This is a genomic window from Cellvibrio sp. UBA7671 (genome assembly GCA_002483145.1).
Taxonomy (GTDB): Bacteria; Pseudomonadota; Gammaproteobacteria; order Pseudomonadales; family Cellvibrionaceae; genus Cellvibrio; species Cellvibrio fibrivorans.
On the sequence record DLHJ01000005.1, the window covers coordinates 221025 to 245743 of the forward strand.

Below are 24719 nucleotides of genomic sequence, written 5' to 3' on the forward strand. Positions count from 1 at the left end.
ATCAATCAAATTTAAAATACAAATGGAAAGAGCGATGAAATATTGTTTATACGCGTTGTTACTTATTCAATCTATGGCCGCAGCGATGGAAGAACCCAGCACTATGAATTGGAAAACATTAACACTTCATATTACCGATATTGACCTTAAACGCCCCGGTGAAATTGTAGTTATGGTATTTCAAGAAGATGGTTTTCCCAAAGATCATCAGAAGGCCATAAAAAAATACTCGATTGACCCGTTAGAATCCCATCACCAACTCAGCATTCAAGTTCCGGATGGAAAATTTGCATTAAAAATTCACCATGATGAAGATAAAAGTGGAACCATGACAAAAAACTGGACAGGTATTATTCCTGCTGAAGGAGTTGGATTTTCTTCAGGTGCAAAAGTGAAATTTGGTCCCCCATCTTTCAAAGCTGCACAAATGGAATTACCAGAATCAGGTGAAACAAATATTTCCATTATTTATCCCTGATCCAGTAATTAATTTATTCCCAATGCAAAGCTCCCTACTGAGTTTTCAGTGTGTGGAGCTTTTTTTAAATATTCGAAACCCCGAATAGCTCCACTCCCAATTTGCTGCTTATAACTAAAAAGTCTCAATTTTGGCGTATTTTTGTGCAGAGTTTTAACAAAAACTTACGTTTTCCCACGCATTTGCGCCCTGATTTGGGACGCCCAAGGCGTCAAATGTCACATTTTTCAGCATTTTTTTGACCGTTTGTCGGCTTTTTTTGAGCGCCTGAAAATCGCCGTATCCCTTGTGGCTCGGGGGATACAAGCAAAAATGGTCAAATAATCACCAAATGGCTAGCCCATGTGTGCTCAAAAAACAAGCTAGGCACACAAAAAAAGTGCCTATACCATGGCGATGTATTTGCACGGGTCATTAATGGATTTGGATTCGGCATGAATGCGCACACACGAAGAGAACAGCCTTTCGGGCGTTGCAGTTCAGCAACCGGAGTAACCCCTTATGGAAATTCGCAAACCATCAGTGTTAGTGATTAAGTCCATCCTGACGAGCCTCATTATCAGTTCGTTACTTGTTGCCAGCAGCGTGCTGCTGGTCCGTAGCACTCCTCCGACTCAGTTGGAACAGGTGCTTGAAGCAGGCGAATTGCGGGTTCTATCCAGCAATGGCCCTACTACCTACTACGAAGGCTCCAATGGCCTGACGGGTTTTGAATATAGCTTGGTGAAAGGCTTTGCGGATTCGCTTGGCCTGAAATTGGTCATTGAAGATGAGTCTGACCTCGACAAAATGCTTAACAGCGTTGCCGGGCGGCAAGTCCATTTTGCCGCCGCAGGCTTAACAGCGCTGGAAAGCCGCGCCAACAAAGTCACCTTTGCCGCACCATTTATGCAAGTTACGCAGCAGTTGGTTTACAACAGCCGCCTGCCCCAACCTGCCAGCGTTGCGGACTTGAACGGCAAAGAAGTGCTGGTGGTTGCCAACTCTTCCCATGCGGAGCGATTCAAAGCGCTGCAAGCCGAATTCCCGGAACTGCAGTGGCGTGCCGTAATCAACGCCGAAATGATCGACCTGCTTGAAATGATCAACAAAGGCGAAGCAGATTACGCCGTTATCGACTCCAGCGCCTACGATCTGAACCGCTATTCCTATCCCAAAGCCCAGTTAGCATTTGATGTCAGTGATCCACAACCCTTGGCATGGGCATTCCCTACCCAACGCGATACCAGCCTGTTTGATGCCGCACAACAATATCTGAACAGCATTAAAGCAGATGGCACACTTGCGAAAGTGACTGAAGAATTTTTTGACCGCCATATAGAAGAAGTAACTACTGGCGAAGCTATGGCGTTTACCTATCGCCTCGAGCAGCGTTTGCCACAATGGATTGATGATATGAAAGCGGCAGCAGCAGAGTTTGGCCTGGATTGGCAAATGCTGGCGGCGATTAGTTATCAGGAATCCCACTGGAAAGCCGATGCGCGGTCCCACACCGGCGTACGCGGTTTGATGATGCTGACCAAAAATACCGCCAAGGCGATGGGCATTCAGGATCGTGAAGATCCAAAACAAAGCATTCGCGGCGGCGCCAAGTACCTGAGCATAGTATTGGAGCGGTTACCCAAACGCATTCAGGGTGAAGACAGGCTAAATATGGCACTGGCCGCATACAACCAGGGACTTGGCCATGTAGAAGATGCGCGAGTACTGACCGAGCGCATGGGCGGTGACCCAACCAAGTGGGAAGATGTGCGCAAGTACATGCCGCTGCTAGCCAAGCAGCAATATTACAGCCGCGCCAAGCACGGTTATATGCGCGGTTGGGAGCCAGTAGGGTTTGTTGATAACGTGCGCAACTATCACAAGATTATTGCCTGGCATCAACAGCAAGAAGAATTTCGGATCGCCACTACCAATACCGGCAATCGTTTGTCAGCCAATACCCGTCAGGCTGATAGTGAGCAAGCCAACACCGACAGCGAAAAGCTTGAACACGCGTCAGGTGCAGTATCGGTACTTTGAATCAACGTTGTGTTTATAAGCGAATTATCGCCCCCCCAAACTGCCGCTTTTGCGGCAGTTTTTGTTTGTAGGCATAAAAATAGCGCGCATAAAAAACCCCCGATTTTGCAATCAGGGGTGAACACAAGATCCAATGAGGAGATAAGCCTAACTACTTAAAAGCTGCCGCGAATACCCAAGGTCGCGGTGTAACCGGGATCGTAGAAAGTAAATGTTGCATTGTCGTACTGATAGGTTGTACGTAGTGGTTCACCGGTCAGGTTGCTGATATTCAAGGTCAGCATTGGTTCGGTGACAACACCCTCAAATTGGTAACTGGCCGACAAATCCCACTGACCGCGCTCATCTGCTTTTAACTGCGCAAACGAGATGCCGTTCTGGTTCGGGCCAGAAATAACTTGTGCGTCATACCAGGTGTAAGACAAACGTAACGATGCGCCGTAGTTTTCCCAATAACCGGTGAAATTATACGTCTGTGGTGATACACCAATCGCCTGCGCAGGAGCACCTTGGCCCTCGCCTTTCTGGTCGATCTTGGTGAAGTTGGCGTTAAAGCCCAGGCCTTCGACGATCATATCCAACGGTTGTACCCAGGTAATTTCCTGACCGCGCAATTCAAGATTGCCCGGCGCGTTGACTTGCTGTTGCACCGTCACAGTTGCCACATTTGGGCCACCACGGCTGTCGATTGCACCGCGCTGCAAATCCGTCAGCGTATCGTAGGGGACGCCCAACTGCAGGAAAGGAATCGTGTTAGTACCCAACACGGTAAAGCCTGTGACTTGCTTATTAAAGAAGGTCACACCCACATAACCTTCATCACCGGTATACCACTCGCCACCGATATCAAAGTTGGTGGACAAATACGGGCTCAGATTCGGATTGCCCTGAGTCGCTTGCTGGGCCGATGGATCGCTGAACTGAGTCGCTGGCAACATTGCACTGGGATTGGCACGGGTGAGCGTACGCGATGCCGACAGGCGCAGCTTCACATCATCCATCACATCCAGAGTGGAGTTAAATGATGGCAGGAAGGCGTCATAGCTTGTATCCAGATTTTGATACTCGCGCACGCCACCGATAGTAACCGGACCAGAAATTAACTGGTCAGTGGTGATATAGCGTGTGCCCATGTTGAACGTAAGGGGGCGGGCTGCAACCTCGGTTGCACCATTAATTTCAAGGTAAGCACCGAGGGTTTCTTCATCCACGCCACCCGTGCTTGCGCCCGTGGGTGAACTGTTGTTTTCCGGCGCATTCTTGCTCAGCTCGTGATAGTTGGTGTCCGCCATAAAGCGATCAAAATCAACGGTGATAAATCCGTAGGGGCCGGGCTTGAGATAAGACGCCAACTCTGATTGCGGAATCCCGGAATTGGGGTTCAACCCATTACAAGGCAAACGCCCCGTTGCCGGGCTATTGCCATCGGCATCCAAACCATTGCGACACACCACATCCTCCCATCGCGCGCTGTTATCGCGGGCGGAAATACTGCGTGAAATTTCATCGTATGCCAGACCAAAACGGATATTTTGCACGTCGTCGCCGAAGCGATAATCCACATGTGCGCCGTCTGTTTCCGTGATACGTTTTTCGTTGGCAATATTCAAACGGCCGCCGGCAAACACCCAACCGGCATTAGGGTCATTGAGATCGACATTGGTCGTCACTTGCGGATAATCACCGCCCGTATTCTCATAATTTACTACTGTGCCTTGCCCCATCGGCGTATTGATCAATACGGTAGGCGACTCGCGGAAAAACTCGCTGCGACTGGAATTGATTTGCACATCCAGCTGATGCTCACTACCAAACTCAAAATGGGCGCCCGGATTGACGTTATAAAAATCCACATCCTCCGAATAGGGGCGAGCTTCCAGGAAGAACTGGGCGTTAGCAAACGTCCCCTTGGTGACGACATTGTTTTCATCCACTTCCATATTCAGCGGAATCAACGAACCAAAACGACCAATCCAGTTCACATCCAAACGATCAAACTCGCGTGATGCATCTGCCCACATCGCATCGAAATAGAATTGGGTTTCATCGGACGGGCGATATTCGAGTGATAGCAAACCGGATACCCGGTCACGGGTGCCATCAATATAGGAAGGACGACTCAGGCGCGGCAGCAAACCATCACCGATTTGTTGCAAAGTCACATTTGGGTTATTTGCCTGCAGAAAAGCGGCATCCACCACCGTACCGGCAACTAAACCCGCACCAGCACCAGCAGGAACCGTTGCTGGTACGTTGATGTTGTTGCCGCCAATCGTATCGCAGGGCGCCGCCGTCGCTGTACCACATTGGGCGGCCGACAAATTCATATTGGACCAACCAATAGTTTCATAACCTTCAGTAGTCGATTTGCTATTCACTCCAGCAAGACCAAACAACACACCGAAATTCTCATTGCGCCAACTGGTAGTGAACGCCGCACGCGGGCTGGTTTCTTCATTGATCTCGGTGTAAGCCAATTGCCCTTGATAGGTGCTGTGAAAACCTTCATCTTTGCTATCGAACGGTCGCGCGCTGCGCATATTCACCACACCCGCGAGACCACCTTCCAGTGTACTGGCCACTGGTGTTTTGGACACATCGATGCGAGTAAACAACTCGGTGGGAAACAGGTTGAGGTCAACTTCGCGGTTTTGGTTTTGCGAATCAACACTGCCACCCGATGCCACCGCAATCTGCGAACCATTGAGCAGCACCTTGGTAAAATTGGTACCCAGGCCGCGGATGGCGATTTGCAAACCATCGCCATTGATATCGCGGGTCAGTTGAATACCAGGAATACGGCCAATCGATTCAGCGACGTTCAAATCGGGGAATTTACCGATATCTTCCGCAAAAACGGATTCAACCAAACTGGTAGAGGCGCGTTTGGCATTGGTTGCGCTTTGCAAACTCGCCTTATAACCCGTGACAACTATCTCTTCGACTTCTTCTTTCTGAGCGGGTTGTTGCGCATGGGCAACACTGGATGCAATCGCCAAACTGAGCAGGCTTAGGGCAAATAATGGACGTGTGTGTGTCGTTCTCATAATCGATTCCCATAGGTTTATTGTTAGATGTCTACTTGTATACATGTGCACAAACGGAGCGATGCTAGTACTTGTACACTAGTGTGTCAATATTCACAAAAAACTGGACTAGCGACGGGATCAACGGCGGGTAATGCGGTAACGAAAAAGATCACTAATGGATCTCAGCGCGTATAAGGATTACACCCAAGATCAGGACATTGGATGGGCAAGGGAGTAGAATGCCGCCCCATGAATAGCTGCTGATTTGTGATACCCCATGATTCCACGCATAGACCAAACCTCCTCTGTCCAAGCCCTGTACCTGAACTTTATCAACGCCTTGCGCGAACAGGGTTTTAGCGGTGATCTGAACCCGGACTACGCCAACCGCACGGTATTGGCGACGGATAACTCCATTTACCAAGTGCTGCCGCAAGGTGTGCTCTACCCGCGCGACACTGCTGATCTGGTAAAAATTGCGCGCCTTAGCCAAGAGCCCAAATTCCAATCGGTTGTGCTCAGCCCGCGCGGTGGCGGTACGGGCACCAACGGCCAATCGCTCACCGATGGTTTGGTGGTAGACACATCCAAGTACATGAACCAGATTTTGGAGATCAACGTCGAAGAGCGTTGGGTGCGCGTGCAATGTGGCGTGGTCAAAGACCAACTCAATGCCGCGATCAAACCGCACGGATTATTTTTTGCGCCGGAACTCTCTACCAGTAACCGCGCCACCATCGGCGGCATGATCAATACCGATGCCTCTGGCCAAGGCTCATGCCGCTATGGCAAAACCCGCGATCACATATTGGAATTAAAAACTGTACTGCTTGATGGCACCGAGTGGACCTCTGCGCCGATCGATGAAAGCGAACTGGAAAATTTATGGAAGCGCGATGACCGCGTCGGCGAAGTGCATCGCGTCATCGATGCTATCCAACGCGAGCATCACGCGCTGATCGACGCAAAGTTTCCCAAATTAAACCGCTGCCTCACCGGTTATGATTTGGCGCATATTCGCGATGAACAAGGTCGCTTTAACCTCAACAATATTTTGTGTGGCAGTGAAGGTACGCTCGGTTTTATCACCGAAGCTAAAATTAATTTATTGCCTATCCCCAAATTCAGCGCGCTGATTAACGTCAACTATCGCGATTTCAACGTCGCCCTGCGCGATGCAACGCAACTGATGACGGCCGAGCCGACCTCCATTGAAACCGTCGATTCAAAAGTATTGAATCTGGCGATGAACGATATCGTATGGCATAGCGTGGCGGAGTTTTTTCCTGCACCGGAAAGCGGTGAAAAAATCCAGGGCATTAATCTGGTTGAATACACGGCAAATTCTGAAGATGAATTAAAAGCGGATGTAAAAAAACTGACTGACTTGCTCGACAGCGCAGCGCAGGATTCCAACACCGGTCGCATCAGCTATTCCATTGCTTGGGGCAACGACGCCGTCAATAAAATTTGGGGTATGCGCAAGAAAGCCGTAGGCTTGCTCGGCAACGTGGAGGGCGAAATTCGCCCGGTTCCCTTTGTCGAAGACACTGCAGTTCCGCCAGAAAATCTTGCCGATTTTATTTTTGAATTCCGCGCAGTGCTCGACGAGTACAAGTTGACTTACGGTATGTTCGGCCATGTCGACGCAGGGGTGTTGCATGTGCGCCCCGCGCTGGACATGAAAGATCCTGCGCAAGAAAAAATGGTGCGCATCATCACCGACCGCGTTGTCGCACTCACACAGAAATACAATGGCCTTTTGTGGGGTGAACACGGTAAAGGGGTTCGCTCTGAATATGCACCGGCTTTTTTTGGTGAGCTGTATCCGCAGATCCAACGCATTAAAGCGGCGTTTGATCCGCGCAACCAATTAAACCCAGGCAAAATCGCAACGCCCGCTGCCGATATCAAATTATTAAAAATCGATGAAGTGGCTACGCGTGGCCAGCAAGATAGAAAAATTCCTGTGCAGGTTTGGGAAGGTTATAGCGAAGGCATGCACTGCAATGGCAACGGTCTCTGTTACAACTGGAATCCTAACGATGCCATGTGCCCCAGCTGGAAAGGCACGCGCGAGCGTAAACACTCGCCTAAAGGCCGTGCATCATTAATGCGCGAATGGCTCAAACAAATGAGCGAACGCGGTGTTAATGCGATTGACGAAAGCAAAAAATTAAAACGTGCGAGCTTCTTGTTCAATTTACCTGGCCGCCTCATCAACACCCTGGGCAAACGCAACGGCGAATATGATTTCTCCCATGAAGTGCATGAATCCATGGTTGGCTGCCTCGCGTGTAAATCCTGCGTGGGTCAATGCCCGATTAAAGTCGATGTGCCTGAATTCCGCGCGAAATTTTTAGAACTGTATTACAGCCGCTATCTGCGTCCACTCAAGGATTATTTTATCGGCGGCTTGGAATTTATGATTCCAACACTCGCTAAAATGCCGTGGGCCTACAACCTGATGATGAAGCCGCAGTTTATGCAGAAATTTATGGCGCGCTTTATCGGCATGGTTGATAGCCCACTGCTCACCGGCATAAGTCTGCACAAAGCGGCTGAAAAACTCGGCGTCAATTATGCGACTCTGGAAAATATTGCGCAGCTAACACCCGCCGAAAAAACCAAGGCTGTGATTTTGGTGCAAGATGCCTTCACCAGTTATTTCGAAACACCGCTGGTAATCGACACCCTCAAACTGCTGCAAAAACTCGGCTTTGTACCAATGCTCGCCCCGTTCAAACCCAATGGCAAACCGCTGCAGGTTCACGGCTTTCTCAAAGCCTTTGCCAAAGCAGCTGATACCAACGCAACCCAGCTGAATGGCCTTGCCTCATCCGGCATTCCGTTAATGGGTATTGAACCAGCAATGACACTCGCCTATCGCGCAGAATACAAAAAAGTGCTGGGCGATAACGCACCAAAAGTACAATTAATTCAGGAGTGGCTCGCGCAACAGAGCGAGCAACTTGCGGGCAAGACGCGCGAGTTCAAAGCAGCGGAATTTTCACTGCTCGCGCATTGCACCGAAAAAACTAACGCAGTGAGTTCGGTCAAAGATTGGCAAACTGTTTTTGCTAAACTCGGCCAACAACTAAAAGTGATCGAAACCGGCTGTTGCGGTATGGCCGGAACCTACGGCCATGAGAGCAGCAATGTAGAAACCTCTAAAAAAATCTACTCGCTCTCCTGGTCACAAGTTGTTAACAATCCAACTAATGCAGGCAAGTTAACGGCCACCGGCTATTCCTGCCGCAGCCAGACTAAACGGATCGACAATGTAAAACTGCCGCACCCGGTACAAATTTTATTGCAACAATTGATTTAACAAACCCACTACCCTCACTGACTGACGAGCCACGACTATGAAACTTTTACGCAAATTGTTTGGTGCCAAACCTAAAGTTGAACCCACCAAAGTAGTACCCATACCGGTCGCTGAAATAAAGCCGCCAAAACCGGTTATTACGCTGGATATCGTTGAACAAACCAACGATGAGGGCGAGCTGTTAAAACTCGCCAGCGATGGTGCGACCAGCCAATTGCGACAGGCTGCTGCGGAAAAGATTCACAGCCGTGAAATTCTGGAACAACTTGCTAAAGCAGTGAAAACCAAAGACAAAAACGTATTCAAAATTGTCAAAACGAAGTTGGATTTGTTCAAGGCAGAAGATGCAAAACTGGCAGAGCTGGAAGCCAGTGCCTTGCGTATTTGCGAAAAATTGGAGCGCCACTCCCATTTTGAAGCAGATTCACTCTTCAAAGCAAAACTGACCGTGTTACAAAACGAATGGGATGCGCTGGGACAAGTATCCATTATGGCTCAGTCACGCTACCAAAGTGCTCTCGCCGCCTGCGAAGCTAAAATCAACGCGCGCGCACAAGCCATCGCCGATGAAGAAGAAAAACTCTCGCTTGACCAACAGGCATTGCAGTTGGCTGAAGAAGCCTATGCAAGCCTCAAACAACTCGCTGGCGAGGTGTACCGCGCAAGCCATGTCGATGAACTGGTCAATGCAAACTACGAATTAAAAATTCAGGAGCTAGCAAATGCAGTGCGTTTGGCGGCGAATCGCCAGTTGCCGCTGGATAAGCTCACCAAAGAATTCGAACACCGTAAACAACAAACCTTGAATTTAATCGACCAAATCAAAACCTCCGGCACCGTCAAACAATTAGCAGAAAAACTTGATCAAGTTGAAGATTCAGATGCGGTTAAAAACGCACAGCAAAAACTGCAACAACTCATTAAGTCCGCAAAAGAATTCGGCGATGAGCTGCCGGAAACCCTAAGTGAGGCCAAAGCAAAACTGGATGCAATCTGGGCCCAGCGCCACCAGACCGAGCAGGCAGCTAAAAATGCTCTGCGCGATTTCAGTGAACTCGCACGCAAAGGCCTGTGGGCAGCAGAGCAAGGTTTTGTGCGCAAAGCCCGCGCTATCCAAAAAGAATTGCAGGAAAAACGTGCGCAATTGAGCGAAATTCCTAAAGGTATACAAGCCAAACTCGATGACTTTGAAGCACAGCTAGCGAAGCTTGGTGATTGGCATGAGTTTGCAGTGACTCCAAAAAAAGAAGCATTGATTAGCCAGATGCAAGCGCTTGCGACCAGTAACATCAACCCTGAAAACCTCGCCACCAAAATCCACGAACTGCAAGACAGCTGGAAAGAAGTGAGCAAAGGCGTTCAACAACAAGACGATGAACTCTGGCAACAATTCCAACAAGCTTCCGCTGTGGCCTACGCCCCTTGTAAAGAATTTTTTGAAGCGCAGGCAGCAGAGCGCGAAAACAACCTCAACAAGCGCCGCGAATTAGTCAGTCAATTGCAACAATATCTGCAAGGTTACGATTTTGCTAATGCCGTATGGAAAGATGTTGAGCAAACCTTAAAAACCGCGCGTGCCGAATGGCAAACCTACTGGCCAGTGCCACGTAAAGCGGGCAATGAACTGCAAAAACAATTTGAAAATCTGATGGAGCAGTTATTTGGCAAAATCACCAGTGAATATGAGAGCAACAAAACGGCCAAGCAAAGCTTGATCGAACAAGCGCAAGCTTTGGTCAGTGCGGTTGATACGCGCGCAGCCACTGAAACCATCAAGCAATTGCAAGCGCAGTGGAAATTGATAGGCAAAAGCTGGCACAAAGAAGACCAACAACTCTGGCAAGAATTCCGCAAACACTGCGATGCGGTATTTGCCTTGCGCAATCAGGCATTTGAAGCGGCAAAAGAACAGCGTCAGGCGATTACAGCACAAGCCGAGCGATTGATCGAACAGCTTAATCAATTCGCCGCTCAATCACTTGAACAACTCAACGCGGCAAAGGCAGAAATCGAATCACTAAAAACAGAATTTTCCGCACTGGACTTACCCAAAGAAGCGAGCAAGGCATTGCAGAATAAGTTCAATGCCAGCATTGCCGCTATCGCTAACAAACGCGACAGTGCGCGGAGTCAGGCAGAAGAGCAGAGCTGGACAGATTTGTTTAATGCACTCAATGCGCTGCGCGAATACGAATTGGCAGTCATCGCGCAGACAGCCAGTGAAACCCTGGCTACTCAAAAAAACAATCTGGAAACACTTATTGCCAATACACCGCGCTGGCCTACCGGCACATTGAGCTTGGTGCAACAGCGCTTGGCTAAAGCTGATGCTATCACCAGTGCCAATCAAGCTGCCAACACCGAGCTGTTGCACACACTGGCGATTCGCGCCGAAATTTTGGCGGGGAAAGAAAGCCCGGCAGAGGACAAACAAGCGCGTATGGCCTATCAAGTCAAACAGATGCAACAGGCCTTTGGGCAACGCGATAGCAGTTTTGAATCATTAGTCTTGGAATGGGTTGCATTGGGCGGAGTTGCGACACAAGCCTACACATCATTATTGACACGTTTTAATAGCAGCCGAGCGCAGGGAATAAAAAGCTAAACACACATCAAGAATAGCCATTATACAAAGCGAGCCGGGATAACACCCTGCTCGCTTTTTTATTGCCAACTGAAATAATTCATACAAATAACTGACAATAAAAAAGCAGCCGCTGGTATCCAGTGGCTGCTGTAAGGGAGAGGTCAAACAACTATACAAAGGAGAACTTTACAAAGAACTACTCTGAATAACAGCTCGATGTAAAGGCGTTCGCAATACCAACGATAAGCTTAAAAAAACTGGCGGAAAAAATCCGCCAGAAGAAGGTCAAACACAACCCCTGTCCACTACCCTGTCGAAAGTGCAGTGGACATTGACTGAATCCTACCCCTTGCATACTAGTGGGTCAAGCTTTTTGTCAAAATGACTTTATGATACCAAAAACCCATTCCATCAATGGATTTTTTTTCACCAATAACTAATCCTGCCCTACAATTGGCACAAAAATCCTTTTGCCGGACACAGAAGGCGCGCGTAAACTGATATGGCATAGCGGCGCATAACAAGGCACAATCCATCTTTACGCCCGCACTTGCCGCTTACAGTGGGGTGAATTTTCCAGAGGAGATAGAGAGTGGCGAAACAGCCTTTGATTAGTATGCGCCCGGAAGCAAGAGGACTGTCATATGACCGCCCAGCGGCCAGCCAGATATTTGGTTTTATTCGCGATGCCATTATTAGTATGGAACTCTTACCCGGCCAAATGATTTCAGAAACAGCACTGGCACAGCAATTTGGCGTCAGCCGTACACCGGTGCGCGAGGCGCTGATTCAATTATCCAATATTGGTTTTGTCGAAGTTCTGCCCCAGCGCGGGACTTATGTGTCCAAATTCAGTTTGGAGAAAATACTGGAAGCACGTTTTATCCGCGAAGCATTGGAAGTTGCGGTGGTCACCCAGCTCGCCACTAATTCAGATGAAGCTATTCGCCTGGAGGCCGTCGAGGCCTGTGAAAAAATTATTGCCGACCAAAAAGCAGCAGCAGCTGAAGATGATGCACTTACCTTTCAAAATCTTGATGACCACTTTCACCAAACTCTGGCCAGTTTTACCCAATACCCGCGCGTTGCTTCATTCATTGAAGCAGAAAAAGCCCACATGGACCGCGTGCGCAACTTGAGCTTACATGTCAGTGGCCAATACAAGCGTGTACTTAACCAACATGCAGCGATTATTAAGGCAATTAAAGCGGGCTCTGCAGATAAATCAGCAGCGGCTATGAGTGTGCACCTAAAAGATGTTTACAATATTTTGGAAGTGATCCCGCAGGAACATCCAGAATATTTTGTTTAGCTAAAAAACCCTCATCGATAAAAGAACCGAGCCGTCTTACCCGGGCGGCTCTGTTTAGCAAGCCTTCTAAGCAATTGAATTTAAAGACGCATTTTTCAAAACACTGGCTATACTCCAAAGCATGCTGCCGACAACCATTACGCAAACATGCCTCATAACCAATTCCCAACACCACATCTACTGGAGCTGACTCGTGCTCCGGCCTGAACGCAGTTACTTCCGCACAAACATGCCAGGGAAAGTCAAAGTGTGCTTACGCACAGCTGTTTTGCGAAAATCTGTGTTAATGGTATTTCTGTTTTCGTTCTTTGTATCGGCTGATATAGATCCGCATAAAATGCAACAAGTTATGCAGACACGCTACGGTAACGATGGCCTTGTGTTACTGGAATCATGGAGGCGCATGTTGAATAGCGCCAACAATGCAACTCCTGAAACAAAAATCATCGAGGTAAATCAGTTTTTTAATCGTAATGTTCGTTACACAGAGGACATTATGTTGTGGAAAAAAAGCGATTACTGGGCGACTCCCCTGGAAGTGATGGGTGCACGCGCAGGTGATTGCGAAGACTACACCATCGCAAAATATCTCAGCTTGTTACAGTTAGGCGTTGCCAATGAGCAGTTGCGCCTGATCTACGTTAAAGCACAAATTGGCGGCCCGCAGAGTAAAATATTCCAAGCCCATATGGTGCTGGGATATTACCCTACACCCAATGCGATCCCACTGATTCTCGACAGTTTGCTCGACACCATTGAACCCGCCAACAAACGCCCGGATTTGCGCCCGGTATTTAGTTTCAACAGCGAAGGTCTATGGGTAGGCAACCAATCAACAACAGCTGACCCCACCGCGCGTTTATCGCGCTGGCGCGACCTGTTGGCACGTGTGAATGAAGAGGGATTTTAATAATGGATACCAAATGTTTTCTAACAACACCAAAACAATGAATGCGAAAGGCCATAACAATGTCACTAATTAAACAATTATGGATTGGAATTATTGTGCTCTTGCTGCTGGTCCTCGCTGGCAATTTTGTGATCAGCACTATTACTGCCAAAACCTATTTGCAAGAGCAGCTGCGTTTAAAAAATATTGATAATGCCAACTCCTTGGCGCTATCGATATCACAAATGCCGGATAAGGATCCGGTTACCTTGGAGCTATTAATCACTGCACAATTTGATGCAGGCCATTACGAATATATTATTTTCCAAGATGCCGATGAAAAACCCATAGTCGCGCGCAATTTTGATGACACAAAACCGGAGAATAATGCTGTACCTAAATGGTTCGCCGAGCGCGTGAAATTCAACGTAGCACCCGGCATTGCACAAGTACAAGACGGTTGGCAGCAAGCGGGAACTTTGGTGGTAAAAAGCCACTCGCGCTATGCACTGGAAGCGCTCTGGCAAAATACCCGTGATTTATTGGACTGGTTTATCTGCGCAACCCTGCTGAGCGGTTTAATCGGCAGTTTTATTTTGAAATACATATCGCGCCCGCTGGACTTAGTGGTAAATCAAGCAGAAGCCATCGGTGAGCGCCGTTTTATTATATCGGAAGAACCCAAAACCAAAGAGTTTCAACGCTTGGTGCGCGCGATGAATACGCTTTCACAAGGCGTTAAACAAATGCTGGATAAAGAAGCTCGTCAGCTTGAGCTGCTGCGCCGCGAATCACAAACCGACTCACTCACCGGGCTTGCCAATCGTACGCATTTTTTAAATTTACTCGACACCCAGCTCACACGTGAAGATGCTCAGGAGCGCGGCATTATTGTGTTAGCACGCGCAATGAATTTGAATGAACTTAACAATCAATTAGGTCATCAACAAGTCGACCAGTTATTGCGCGCGATTGCCGGTGTATTCAGTGATCTTCAGGATAAATATCCCAATAGTTATGCTGGCCGCTTGAACGGCAGTGATTTTACCTTGCTGATTCCCACTGACACCCCCATCGATATTCTCAGTGCCGATGTATCACAGAAATTGAATTTCCAATTAATTGCTGGCGGTTTCGACAAAATCGCCCTGCCATTGGCACTATGCAGCTTTAACAGCAGCGACAAACGCAATGAGCTGTTGCACAAACTTGATGGCGCATTAGCACAAGCAGAGTTAAAAGGTAACCGCGCCGTTATCGCACTTGCTGATGATCAATTGGATTATGTACAACATAATTTGACGGAGTGGCGCAATGCTATTACCGAGTCATTAAGCACACAGGGCATTGCCTTGGCAAAATTCCCCGTACGCAATACCAATGGGGATTTACTCCACAACGAGACGGCAGTGCGCCTGGAATTGGATGGTGAACTCAAACCAGCTGGTTATTTTATGCCTTGGGCAGTGCGCTTGGGGTTGATGCCGGATGTCGATCTGGCGGTGCTGAAATTAGCGCTGACGCAACTTGGCCGTTCACCCGGCCCACTGGCAATCAATATCTCCGCTGCCGCGCTTTGTAGCGCTAACTTTCGCGAACAAGTTCTCGCTCTCTTGCTGAATGAATCGCAGCAGGCTAAACACTTATGGATCGAATTTCCTGAAATTTGTATGCTGCGCCATCTGGAAGAACTGCGTGCATTTTCCACGCGGCTGCGCAGTTTGGGTTGCCGGGTTGGCTTGGAACATGTCGGATTGGAGTTCACCCAGTTTGGCAATTTGCAGTCGATGGGTTTGGGGTATTTAAAAATAGACAGCGCCATTATTCGCGATATCCATAACAACCTCAGCAGCCAGACCTTTGTGCAAAGCCTTTGCACGCTGGGGCATTCGCTAGGAATTGTGATGATTGCGGAAGGTGTGCTTAGTGATGCGGAACAACAAACATTGATGAAAATTGGTGTGGATGGTCTTACCGGCCCAAACATCACCTAAACCCGGGCCCATAAAAAACGGCGCAGATTAAGCTGCACCGTTTTTTCAGTAAGATCACGTAGCAAGCAAACCACTCGCAACAATCTGCACACGAATTACAAATGCAAATTGTCGCCATCATCCAACAAATAAATCCCCTGGCGTTTACCGCGCAATTCACGCCGGTTGAGCAACTTGTGTTGCGCTGCATCGGGCAAATCGGTAAAGCGAATCACACCCTGCTCCACCAACAAATTCACCACATCTTCGAGTACCCGCGCCATGGTTTGGTCGGTCTGCTCCAGCGCCAACTGTTCGGCAGTTTTTTCCTGTTGGATAAACGCCAACAATTCCTGTGCATCATCAGCAACGGCTTCAACAAAATCACTCCCGGCAATTTTACTGATAGCAATTAATTCGCCTGCCTCATTGCGTTTGATGTACATGCTCTCCCCCCCTCACAAAAAATCGATATGCCAAGGAAAAAATCCCGCACCTGAACCACAGACCAAGCGCGGGAATTTTACCTTTAACAACAATGTATTAATCGGTAATTAATTTATTGTTGTTGAGCAGCTGCGTAATAATTTGTTGGTCTGTTGTTGCGCCGCTGTAAAGGCTTTGCAGATTGACTCCCGTCAACGTAATTTTTTGTGTCTCTGCCGAGCCAGTATAGCCTGCACCTACAGTGTGGGTATCTCCGCTGAAGCCTCCGGTGTGGCTAATGTGGACAATGGTATTCGCACCAGAAATCTCAAAGTGCAGATAATCAGCCAGATTGCCAGCACCATTACTTGCGCCAACATGCTCACCCTGGAGCAAATCGCGCAGATCGAGTACATCGCCACCATTGGTATTACCGCCCGCCGCGGTGGTTACAAAATTGTTGATGGTGTCTTCTGCCGGAGCACCTGCCGCACCTTGGTCACCCAAGCCCCAGACGAACACATCCACAAAGTTATCCGCAAAACCGCTCATGGTATCGTTGCCAGCACCACCACTGATACGGTCAGTGCCAACGCCGCTACTTATGGTGTCGTTACCACTTCCACCAAAAATGACGTCATTGCCTGAACCAGAGGTAATAGTGTCATTGCCATCACCACCAGAAACCACATTATTGCCGTTGGCAGCACTGATCGTATTATTGCCACTACCACCCTGAATATATTCATTAGCGGAATTACCGGTGTAATTGCCACTTTCAGTCGTTGTAATGTCTACGGTTGTGTAGTCCGCCCTTAACGCCACAGTAGTAGAAGTAGATGCTGTAAACCCGCCAGTGGATTCAGTAGCAGTGACTTGTACCGTCAGGCTAGTGTTCGTTGTGGTGTAGCTGCCAGGAAGATTCAAGGTGAGATTAGGCAAATCGGCGGTGGTAAATTGCCACACCCCGCCACCCAGATTGGTTCCACTATTAAAACTAAGACCTGTTGGAACACCACTGATTTTTATGGACAAGGTTTCAGAGCCATCGGTATCCACCAGGGAAGTCATGATCGGAAACTTCACGCTGGTGCCGCCCGTACCATGCGCCAAGGCCACTACGGATTTCAATACCGCAACCGAAGGTGCTGAGGCGGCCCCGACATTGACTGTTACCGAACCGTTGCTGCTGTTGCCCAAAGGATCGCGGACAGTGTAGGTAAAGCTGGCAGGTCCCTCATAGTTGGCTGTTGGAGTAAAGACAACATTATTACCAGAGACTGCCACAGTTCCATTGACAGCGCCTTGTACACTGACAAAGCTGATAACTTCACCCTCTGGATCGCTGTCATTGGACAACAACGTAGCTATAGGGATACTCAAGCTGCCATTACTAGCGGCAACGCCGGAATCGGCCAAGGTTGTAGGAGCATCATTCACTGGCGCCACCACCAGATTCACCGTTGCTGTATCGGTTCCGCCTTTGCCATCACTGATCGTGTAGGTGAAACTCGCCGGGCCACTATAATTCGCGGCCGGAGTAAACACGATGCTGCCAGCCACCAGGTTAACCGACCCATTTACTGCACCTTGTACGCTCTGGATAACCAAGGTATCACCATCAGCATCGGTATCATTGCCCAGCAAGGAACTGGCTGGGATGGCAAGTGCAGTGTCTTCAACCGCCGAGAAAATGACATTTTTATAAGTGGGAATAGACGAGAGGAGGTCATAACTTGTCCCGGCATCATCACTCAATTCCAGTTTCAGACGCGCTGAAATCCCCTGGTCCCAATAGATAACTTCAACAGTATGCAAACCGCTAGTAGTTAACGTAAATAGATTGTGGATGGTCGTTTTGACCGTCTGATTCTGGTTAACCTCTGCCACCACTACCCCATCAACCCGGATTTGGTAACCGTCATCAGCGGTGACTTTGAAATTGTAGGTGCCTGCACCCAGCTCAACAAAACCACGCATACGGATAATTGCATCGGTTGTGGTGGCGGGGTCAGCACTCAGGCTGGCTGCATCACTGCCCAGAAATGACTGCAGGTTAGTACCATTACCCAGACCGTTATTAAATGCAGTATTTCCATAGTCGAACGTTTTGGCTACAAAAGTCGCATCAGGTGTACGACCATTGATGAACGTATTGATCTGTTGGAGATTCGTGAGGTTTGAACCGTTGGCCGGATCGCTGTAACCGAAGTATTCCGACACCAAACCAATATTGCCCGAGCCAGCAGATGCTGCCGCATCGTCATTTGCATCAGGCGCGGTATTGGGTTTCACTACGGTGATATCCACGCTGGCAGTAGAGCTTCCACCTTTGCCGTCACTAATGGTGTAAGTGAAAGACGCCGGACCGGAATACCCAGCAGTAGGGACAAACACCACGTTGCCAGCGACGAGTGAAACATTACCATTCACCGCACCTTGCACTGAATCAATCGTCAGGATATCGCCGTCAGGATCAGTATCGTTGCCCAGTAAATCGGCTGGTGCAAAGGTCAAGGCTGTATTGCGCAGGGTTGTACCGCTATCCGCAACCGCCGTTGGGCCATCGTTAGTGCCTGCGACAGTAATCACTACTGAGCTGGTGGTGCCGTCAATACTCTTGACGGTAAACGTCTCGGTTTTGATCTCGCCCTCTTTAAGTTGTTGGACGTTTGTCTTGCTGTTGTCGATGTTATAGGTCCAGTTACCGGTGCTGGTAATGGAGAAACTGCCATAGGTTCCTGCGGTATTGGTCTGCACCTCAAAGCCTGCCTCACCTGCATCCGGATCTGTGATGGAGAGGGTTCCTGCGGCAGTGGATTGGGCTGGAGTATCCTCTTTTACTGTGCCAGCACCGCTGCCTACTACGGCGACATCTGCTACTGGATTGACGCTAATGTTCACCGTGGCTGGGGTCGAATCGTCCAGGCCCTTGTCATCGCGCGCAGCGTAGTTGAACTGACTGGCACCATTCCAGTCGGCATCGGGTTTGAAGTAGACAGGCCCGCTGACCAGATCATCAACCGCAATCAGGGTGGTCATAGCGGCATCGCTGTATAGCAGACCATTCGTTGGCAGGGACTTAATGACATAGCCTGCGACCGAACCATCGCTATCACTGCCAGCCAGATTGATGGTAATCAGAGTGTCCTCATCGCCGGAGACATTGAGCACGTTGGTTTCTGGCGCTTGGTTAGGCGCGGCCACCACGTTGATATTGACCCTGCCTGAGTCAACTCCACCTTTATCATCCGTCACTATGTAGGTAAAACTGGCAACGCCTGAGAAACCGGGGGTAGGCGTAAACACCAGGTTTCCACCAACGACCTGGAGAGTGCCATTGGATTCAGAGGTCACGGTGGTAACCCGCAACGTATCGTTGTCCACATCTGTGTCATTGGCGACCAGAATCGACAAGGGCAGGGGCAGCGACAGCGTGGTATTCGTGGTAATCGTAAATGTGTCGTCTACCGCTACGGGCGCATCATTCACTGGGGTGAGCGTGACATTCAGGTCTGCGCTCGCACCAGTGTCGGTGGTGTAGGTCACCGTCGGCACGGCACCATTAAAGTTATTGTCGATAGGCTCAAAGGTATAGTCGCCATTTGCGAGCAAGGTAAATTGGCCCACTCCCGGCAAGGTCACACTGTCATTGGCATTGTAGGTAGTGCCATTGATCACGAAGCTGGCGACCTGCGGGTTAGAATCCGGATCAACATCATTGGTCAACACATTTCCGGTTGCGTTGCTGCCTTCGGCGACGGTTTTAAAGTCATCAATCGCCTGTGTTGGATCATTAACCGCCACCACGTTGATAAACACAGTGCCTTTATCCACTCCACCCTTGTCGTCGGTGATGCGGTAATCAAAGCTCGCTGTGCCGCTGAACTCAGCGTTTGGCGTGAATACCAGATTTCCTGAAACAACGCTCAATGTGCCATTAACGGCATTCTCCAAGATAACCACCCTTACTGAATCGCCATCCGGATCAGAGTCATTGGTGACCAAACCAGAAACCGGTAGAGGCATACTCCAAGCTTCGTCTTCATTGATGGTATAGAAATCGTCCACAGCAACGGGAGCATCATTCACTGGCGTAACGGTGATATCCAGGGTACTGGAGAAACCCGTATTTGTTGTGTAGTTAACTTGGGGGACGGCGCCATTCCAATCGGCCACCGGATCAAAGACGTAGGAACCGTCGGTATTCACCACCAGACTTCCGACACCGGCGATAAGCGCCGTCTGGCCAGAGGTGAAGCTACCCAGTCCTGAAATCTGGAAGCTCGCGACTGTCAGGGTGTTATCTGAGTCAGTGTCGTTGGTGAGCACATTACCGGTGACATCGTTATCTTCAGGGGCGGAATCAAGGTCTTGCACAAGCACGCTCGGGGCATTGGCTTTGACCACAACATTGACTGTGGCGGTGGCGGTCACACCTGATGGGTCTTGAACGGTATAAGTGAAGCTGTCGTTGCCTGAAAAACCGGTGTTCGGGGTATAAACCGGATTTCCGGTAACCGCATCGATAACAACCGAGCCATTGGCGCCTTGGCTGACAGATGCCACAGTCAGAACACCGCCCTCGGGATCGGAATCGTTAGTACGCACCGCCACCATGACCGAGCTACCTTCGTCAACATTGGCTGTGTCGTTTACGGCTATCGGGGCATCATTGACCGGGGTAATCGCGATTTGTACCGTAACGATATTGCCATTGTTGGTGCCATCGTTAGCGCGGTAGGTAAAGCTGTCGCTGGTGGTTTCACTGCCGTTGTGGGTGTAGCTAAAGGTACCGTTCGCGTTCAGCGTCAGCGTGCCGTGCGCGGGTCCGGAAACCAGAATCGCCGACAGCGGGCTGTTTTCAGCATCCGAATCGTTAGCTAATACACTGGTGGCACCCGACTCTAGCAGCGTCGCAGTGCCGCCTTCATTGACAGTGATACTGTCAGCAACGGTGATTGGCGTGTCGTTGACTGGTGTGACGTTGATATTGACGGTGACCGCATTTCCGTCTTCGGTTCCATCGTTAACCTTGTAGGTGAAGCTATCGGTAGTCGTCTCAGAGCCGTCGTGCAGATAACTGAAGGTACCATCGGCATTCAATGTAAGAGTGCCATTGGCCGGACCAGTGACCAAGACTGCGGTAAGCGCATCCAGATCAGCATCGGTATCGTTGGCCAACACGCTGGTTGCTCCGCCTACCAGAGTGGTGGCAACACCACCCTCCGCCACATTAATGCTATCGGCATTGGCAACAGGCACATCATTAACCGGGTTGACGCCGATGGTCACCTTGCTGGTAGTGGAGCCACCATTGCCATCACTGACGGTGACCACAAAGCTATCGCTGCCGTTGTAGCCCGCATTGGGCGTGTAAGTAAAAGTGCCGGTCACAGGATTCAGCACAACCGTACCCTGCGCCGGGTTTCCGGTAACCGTGTAGGCCAGCGCATCGCCATCAGGATCATTAGCACTGATAGCCCCGTTCACTGGTGCATTTTCATCGGTTGTCAGGTTCAGATCGGCCGCCGTGGGCGCGTCGTTATCCGGGGTAACGACAATCACGACGTTACTGGTCGTGGTGCCTCCATTGCCATCGCTGATGGTAACTACAAAGCTGTCACTGCCGTTGTAATTGGCATTGGGCGTATAAACAAATGTACCGGTTGCGGGATTCAGCACCACAGTACCGTTGGCAGGATTACCCGTCACGCTGTATGACAGGGGATCACTCTCAGGGTCAGTGGCACTGATGGCACCGTTGACAGCGGTATCCTCCGCCGTTGTCAGGTTCAGGTCGCTGGCTACCGGGTCGTCATTGAGTGAGTTAACGCCAATAGTGACCGTGCTGGTCGCCACGCCGCCTTTACCATCGCTCACGCTCACCACAAAGCTGTCGCTGCCGCCGTATCCGGCGTTGGGCGTGTAGGTAAAGGCGCCAGTTGCAGGGTTCAACACCACAGTGCCACTGGCTGGGTTACCCGTGACGGTGTAAGACAAGGTATCGCCATCGGGATCATTCGCACTAATGGCGCCGTTGACGGGCACGTCCTCATCGGTGGTCAGATTCAGATTACCTGCAGTAGGCACGTCGTTTACCGGTGTTACACCGATATTCACACGGCTGGTGGTGGTACCACCATTGCCATCGCTAATAGTGACAACAAAACTATCGCTGCCGTTGTAACCCGCATTGGGGGTATAGACAAAACTGCCGGTCGCAGAATTCAGGGTGACCGAACCGTTTGCCGGTGAGCCGGAAATAAGGTAGCCCAGTGCGCCACCATCGATATCAGAAGCACTGATTTGGCCATTGATGGGAGTATCTTCCGGGGTGCTGAGGTTTTGATTGTTCGATACAGGGGCATCATTTACGGGTGTTACACCGATATTGATGCGGCTGGTAGTAGCTCCCCCTTTGCCGTCACTGATAGTGACGATAAAGCTGTCGCTGCCGTTGTAGTTGGCATTCGGTGTGTACACAAAACTGCCGGTGGCAGGATTGAGGGAGACACTGCCATTGGTAGGCTGACCGGATACCGCATAGCCAAGCGTATCGCCCTCGATATCGCTGGCAACGACTTGGCCAGACAATGACGTATCCTCCAGTGTAGTCAGGTTCTGGTCGCTGGAAACTGGCGCATCGTTGATCGGCGTTACACCGATATTAATGAGACTGGTAGTCGTACCGCCATTGCCATCGCTGATGGTGACGACAAAGCTGTCACTGCCGTTGTAGTTGTTGCCGGGAGTGTAGACAAAACTGCCCGTCACAGGATCAAGCGCAACTGTGCCATTGGCTGGCTGGCCAGATACCACATAGGCCAGCGTATCCCCTTCGATATCGGTCGCCACCACTTGACCAGGCAAAGGGGTATCTTCTGGCGTAGTCAGATTTTGATCATTGCTTACCGGCGCATCGTTGACCGGTGTTACACCGAGATTGATGCGGCTCGTAGTAGTTCCACCATTGCCATCGCTGATGGTGACCACAAAGCTGTCGCTGCCGTTGTAGTTGGCATTCGGGGTATACACAAAACCGCCAGTCGCTGGATTAAGCGTAACTGTGCCGTTAGTTGGCTGGCCGGATACCGCGTAACCCAGCGTATCGCCATCGATATCGGTGGCGGTAACTTGGCCACTAATCGGCGTGTCTTCCGGCGTACTCAGATTTTGGTCGCTGCTGACTGGTGCATCGTTAACCGGGTTGACTCCAATCGTAATGGTACTGGTGGTTGTACCGCCCTTCCCGTCGCTGATGGTGACGACAAAATTATCCCCGCCGTTGTAGTTAGCGTTGGGTGTATAGACAAAACTGCCAGTCACAGGATTGAGCACCACCGTGCCATTGGTAGGGACACCGGACACTGTATAGCCAAGGGTATCACCATCGATATCGCTGGCGACTACCTGGCCGCTAACCGGCACGTCTTCATCTGTCACCAGGCTTTGGTCATTGCTCACCGGGGTATCGTTAACGGGGTTAACACCAATGGTGACAGTGCTGGTGGTGGTACCACCATTCCCATCACTAACCGTTACGACAAAACTGTCGCTGCCGTTGTAATTGGCATTCGGGGTATAAACAAAAGTACCTGTGGCCGGATCAAGAACCACTGTACCGTTAACAGGCTGACCAGATACAACATAGCTAAGCGTGTCATTCTCGATATCCTGCGCAACTACCTGACCATTGACCGGCACATCTTCATCGGTCGTGAGGTTGATATCGCTAGTGGTTGGTGCATCGTTAACCGGTGCGATATTGAGTGTAATGCTGGTGTTCGTGGAGTTGCCGCGGCTATCGGTCACGGTCACGACAAAACCGTCTGTGCCGTTGTAATTCGCATTGGGGGTAAAAGTAAATTGGCCGGTGACAGGGTCAATTACCAACACACCATTAACGGGAGGAGTAGCGACGGTGAAGCTCAGGGCATCATCTTCAATATCGTCGGCAATGATTTGGCCAGTGACGGCTTCGTCTTCATTGGACACGATGACCTGATCGGTAACCAAAGGTGCGCGATTAATGTAGTTTGCGTCGTTCTCGAACGCTATCTGGCCAGATTGAGAGGCCGAGGTATAGTCAAATGCTTGTGAATCTGTACTTTCAATGACTCGGGTGAGCTGCACAAAATTGTGCCCTTCACTGCTGCCACCACCACCGGCATCACCCGCAGCAGTTTCCTCCAACTCTTCCAAAAGGTCGCCGCCCTGTTCCAACACTGTCAGCGCTTCTTGCACGCTGGCGTCACTCAGTAAGGCTTCATCAGGGCCAGTTGCTGTATCGGCGAGAAAGTCGCGGCTCATGCCGACTTCCGCACCACCATTGACAACTAGCGGTTCTCCAGTACCCACATCCAACTCAACGCGGGCGCCCTCTGCGGTTACCAAAATTTCATCGTCATTGAGCGTACTGCCCACTGTCAGGGCACGCAGTGTACCATCCGGGGCTTTCGCCCAAGCTTGACCTTGAAGAAACGAAACTTTGGCAACGGCATTACTCATAGATGACTCCACGTCATTTAAAAATGTGATGCAGCTCACGGAGTGAGTGCGATGATGTGGAGTCTAGTTACTGAGGAAAATTGCGCCATTGGACTAAAGGACAATAAGCAGAGTTTTTTTACTTCTATAAAAGAATAATGAATAGAAAGTGGGGATTTTCA

The 24719-nt window shown here is 49.8% G+C and carries 10 protein-coding genes; 7 read left to right on the forward strand and 3 right to left on the reverse strand.

Annotated elements, in window-relative coordinates; all coding sequences use genetic code 11:
- The first annotated feature begins 34 nt into the window (after window positions 1-34).
- Together B4E62_RS07270 and mltF are read left to right on the forward strand one after the other, a co-directional pair.
- Entirely contained in the window at window positions 35-478 is a 444-nt protein-coding gene (locus B4E62_RS07270; RefSeq protein ID WP_310073656.1) for a DUF2141 domain-containing protein, read from the forward strand.
- 501 nt (window positions 479-979) lie between these two features.
- On the forward strand, window positions 980-2500 hold the full coding sequence (gene mltF, locus B4E62_RS07275; protein ID WP_331351616.1) for a membrane-bound lytic murein transglycosylase MltF: 1521 nt from the start codon (window positions 980-982) through the stop codon (window positions 2498-2500).
- 155 nt (window positions 2501-2655) lie between these two features.
- Here the strand turns inward: mltF and B4E62_RS07280 are convergent, their stop codons facing one another.
- The gene (locus B4E62_RS07280) at window positions 2656-5547 is read right to left on the reverse strand and encodes a TonB-dependent receptor (RefSeq protein WP_310073652.1); all 2892 of its coding nucleotides are present in this window, start codon (window positions 5545-5547) and stop codon (window positions 2656-2658) included.
- 259 nt (window positions 5548-5806) lie between these two features.
- Between B4E62_RS07280 and ydiJ the strand changes: the two genes are divergently transcribed.
- The 5 genes from ydiJ to B4E62_RS07305 all read left to right on the forward strand — a co-directional run bounded on the left by ydiJ (window position 5807) and on the right by B4E62_RS07305 (window position 15642).
- Window positions 5807-8860: a D-2-hydroxyglutarate dehydrogenase YdiJ gene (gene ydiJ, locus B4E62_RS07285; protein WP_331351617.1), complete on the forward strand. Its 3054-nt coding sequence runs from the start codon at window positions 5807-5809 to the stop codon at window positions 8858-8860.
- Window positions 8861-8897: 37 nt separating this feature from the next.
- Entirely contained in the window at window positions 8898-11465 is a 2568-nt protein-coding gene (locus tag B4E62_RS07290) for a DUF349 domain-containing protein (protein WP_331351618.1), read from the forward strand.
- A 574-nt stretch (window positions 11466-12039) separates the two neighbouring features.
- On the forward strand, window positions 12040-12759 hold the full coding sequence (locus tag B4E62_RS07295; RefSeq protein ID WP_310073646.1) for a GntR family transcriptional regulator: 720 nt from the start codon (window positions 12040-12042) through the stop codon (window positions 12757-12759).
- Window positions 12760-13108: 349 nt separating this feature from the next.
- On the forward strand, window positions 13109-13669 hold the full coding sequence (locus B4E62_RS07300) for a transglutaminase-like cysteine peptidase (protein ID WP_331351619.1): 561 nt from the start codon (window positions 13109-13111) through the stop codon (window positions 13667-13669).
- A gap of 59 nt (window positions 13670-13728) precedes the next feature.
- The gene (locus tag B4E62_RS07305; protein ID WP_310073644.1) at window positions 13729-15642 is read left to right on the forward strand and encodes a bifunctional diguanylate cyclase/phosphodiesterase; all 1914 of its coding nucleotides are present in this window, start codon (window positions 13729-13731) and stop codon (window positions 15640-15642) included.
- 95 nt (window positions 15643-15737) lie between these two features.
- Here the strand turns inward: B4E62_RS07305 and B4E62_RS07310 are convergent, their stop codons facing one another.
- Both B4E62_RS07310 and B4E62_RS07315 read right to left on the reverse strand, forming a co-directional pair.
- Complete coding sequence (locus B4E62_RS07310; protein ID WP_310073643.1) at window positions 15738-16067, reverse strand: hypothetical protein; 330 nt, start codon at window positions 16065-16067, stop codon at window positions 15738-15740.
- A 97-nt stretch (window positions 16068-16164) separates the two neighbouring features.
- Window positions 16165-24558 carry a retention module-containing protein gene (locus B4E62_RS07315; RefSeq protein WP_331351620.1) on the reverse strand — a complete coding sequence of 2798 codons (8394 nt, stop codon included), beginning with the start codon at window positions 24556-24558 and terminating at the stop codon, window positions 16165-16167.
- Between the last annotated feature and the right edge of the window lie 161 nt (window positions 24559-24719).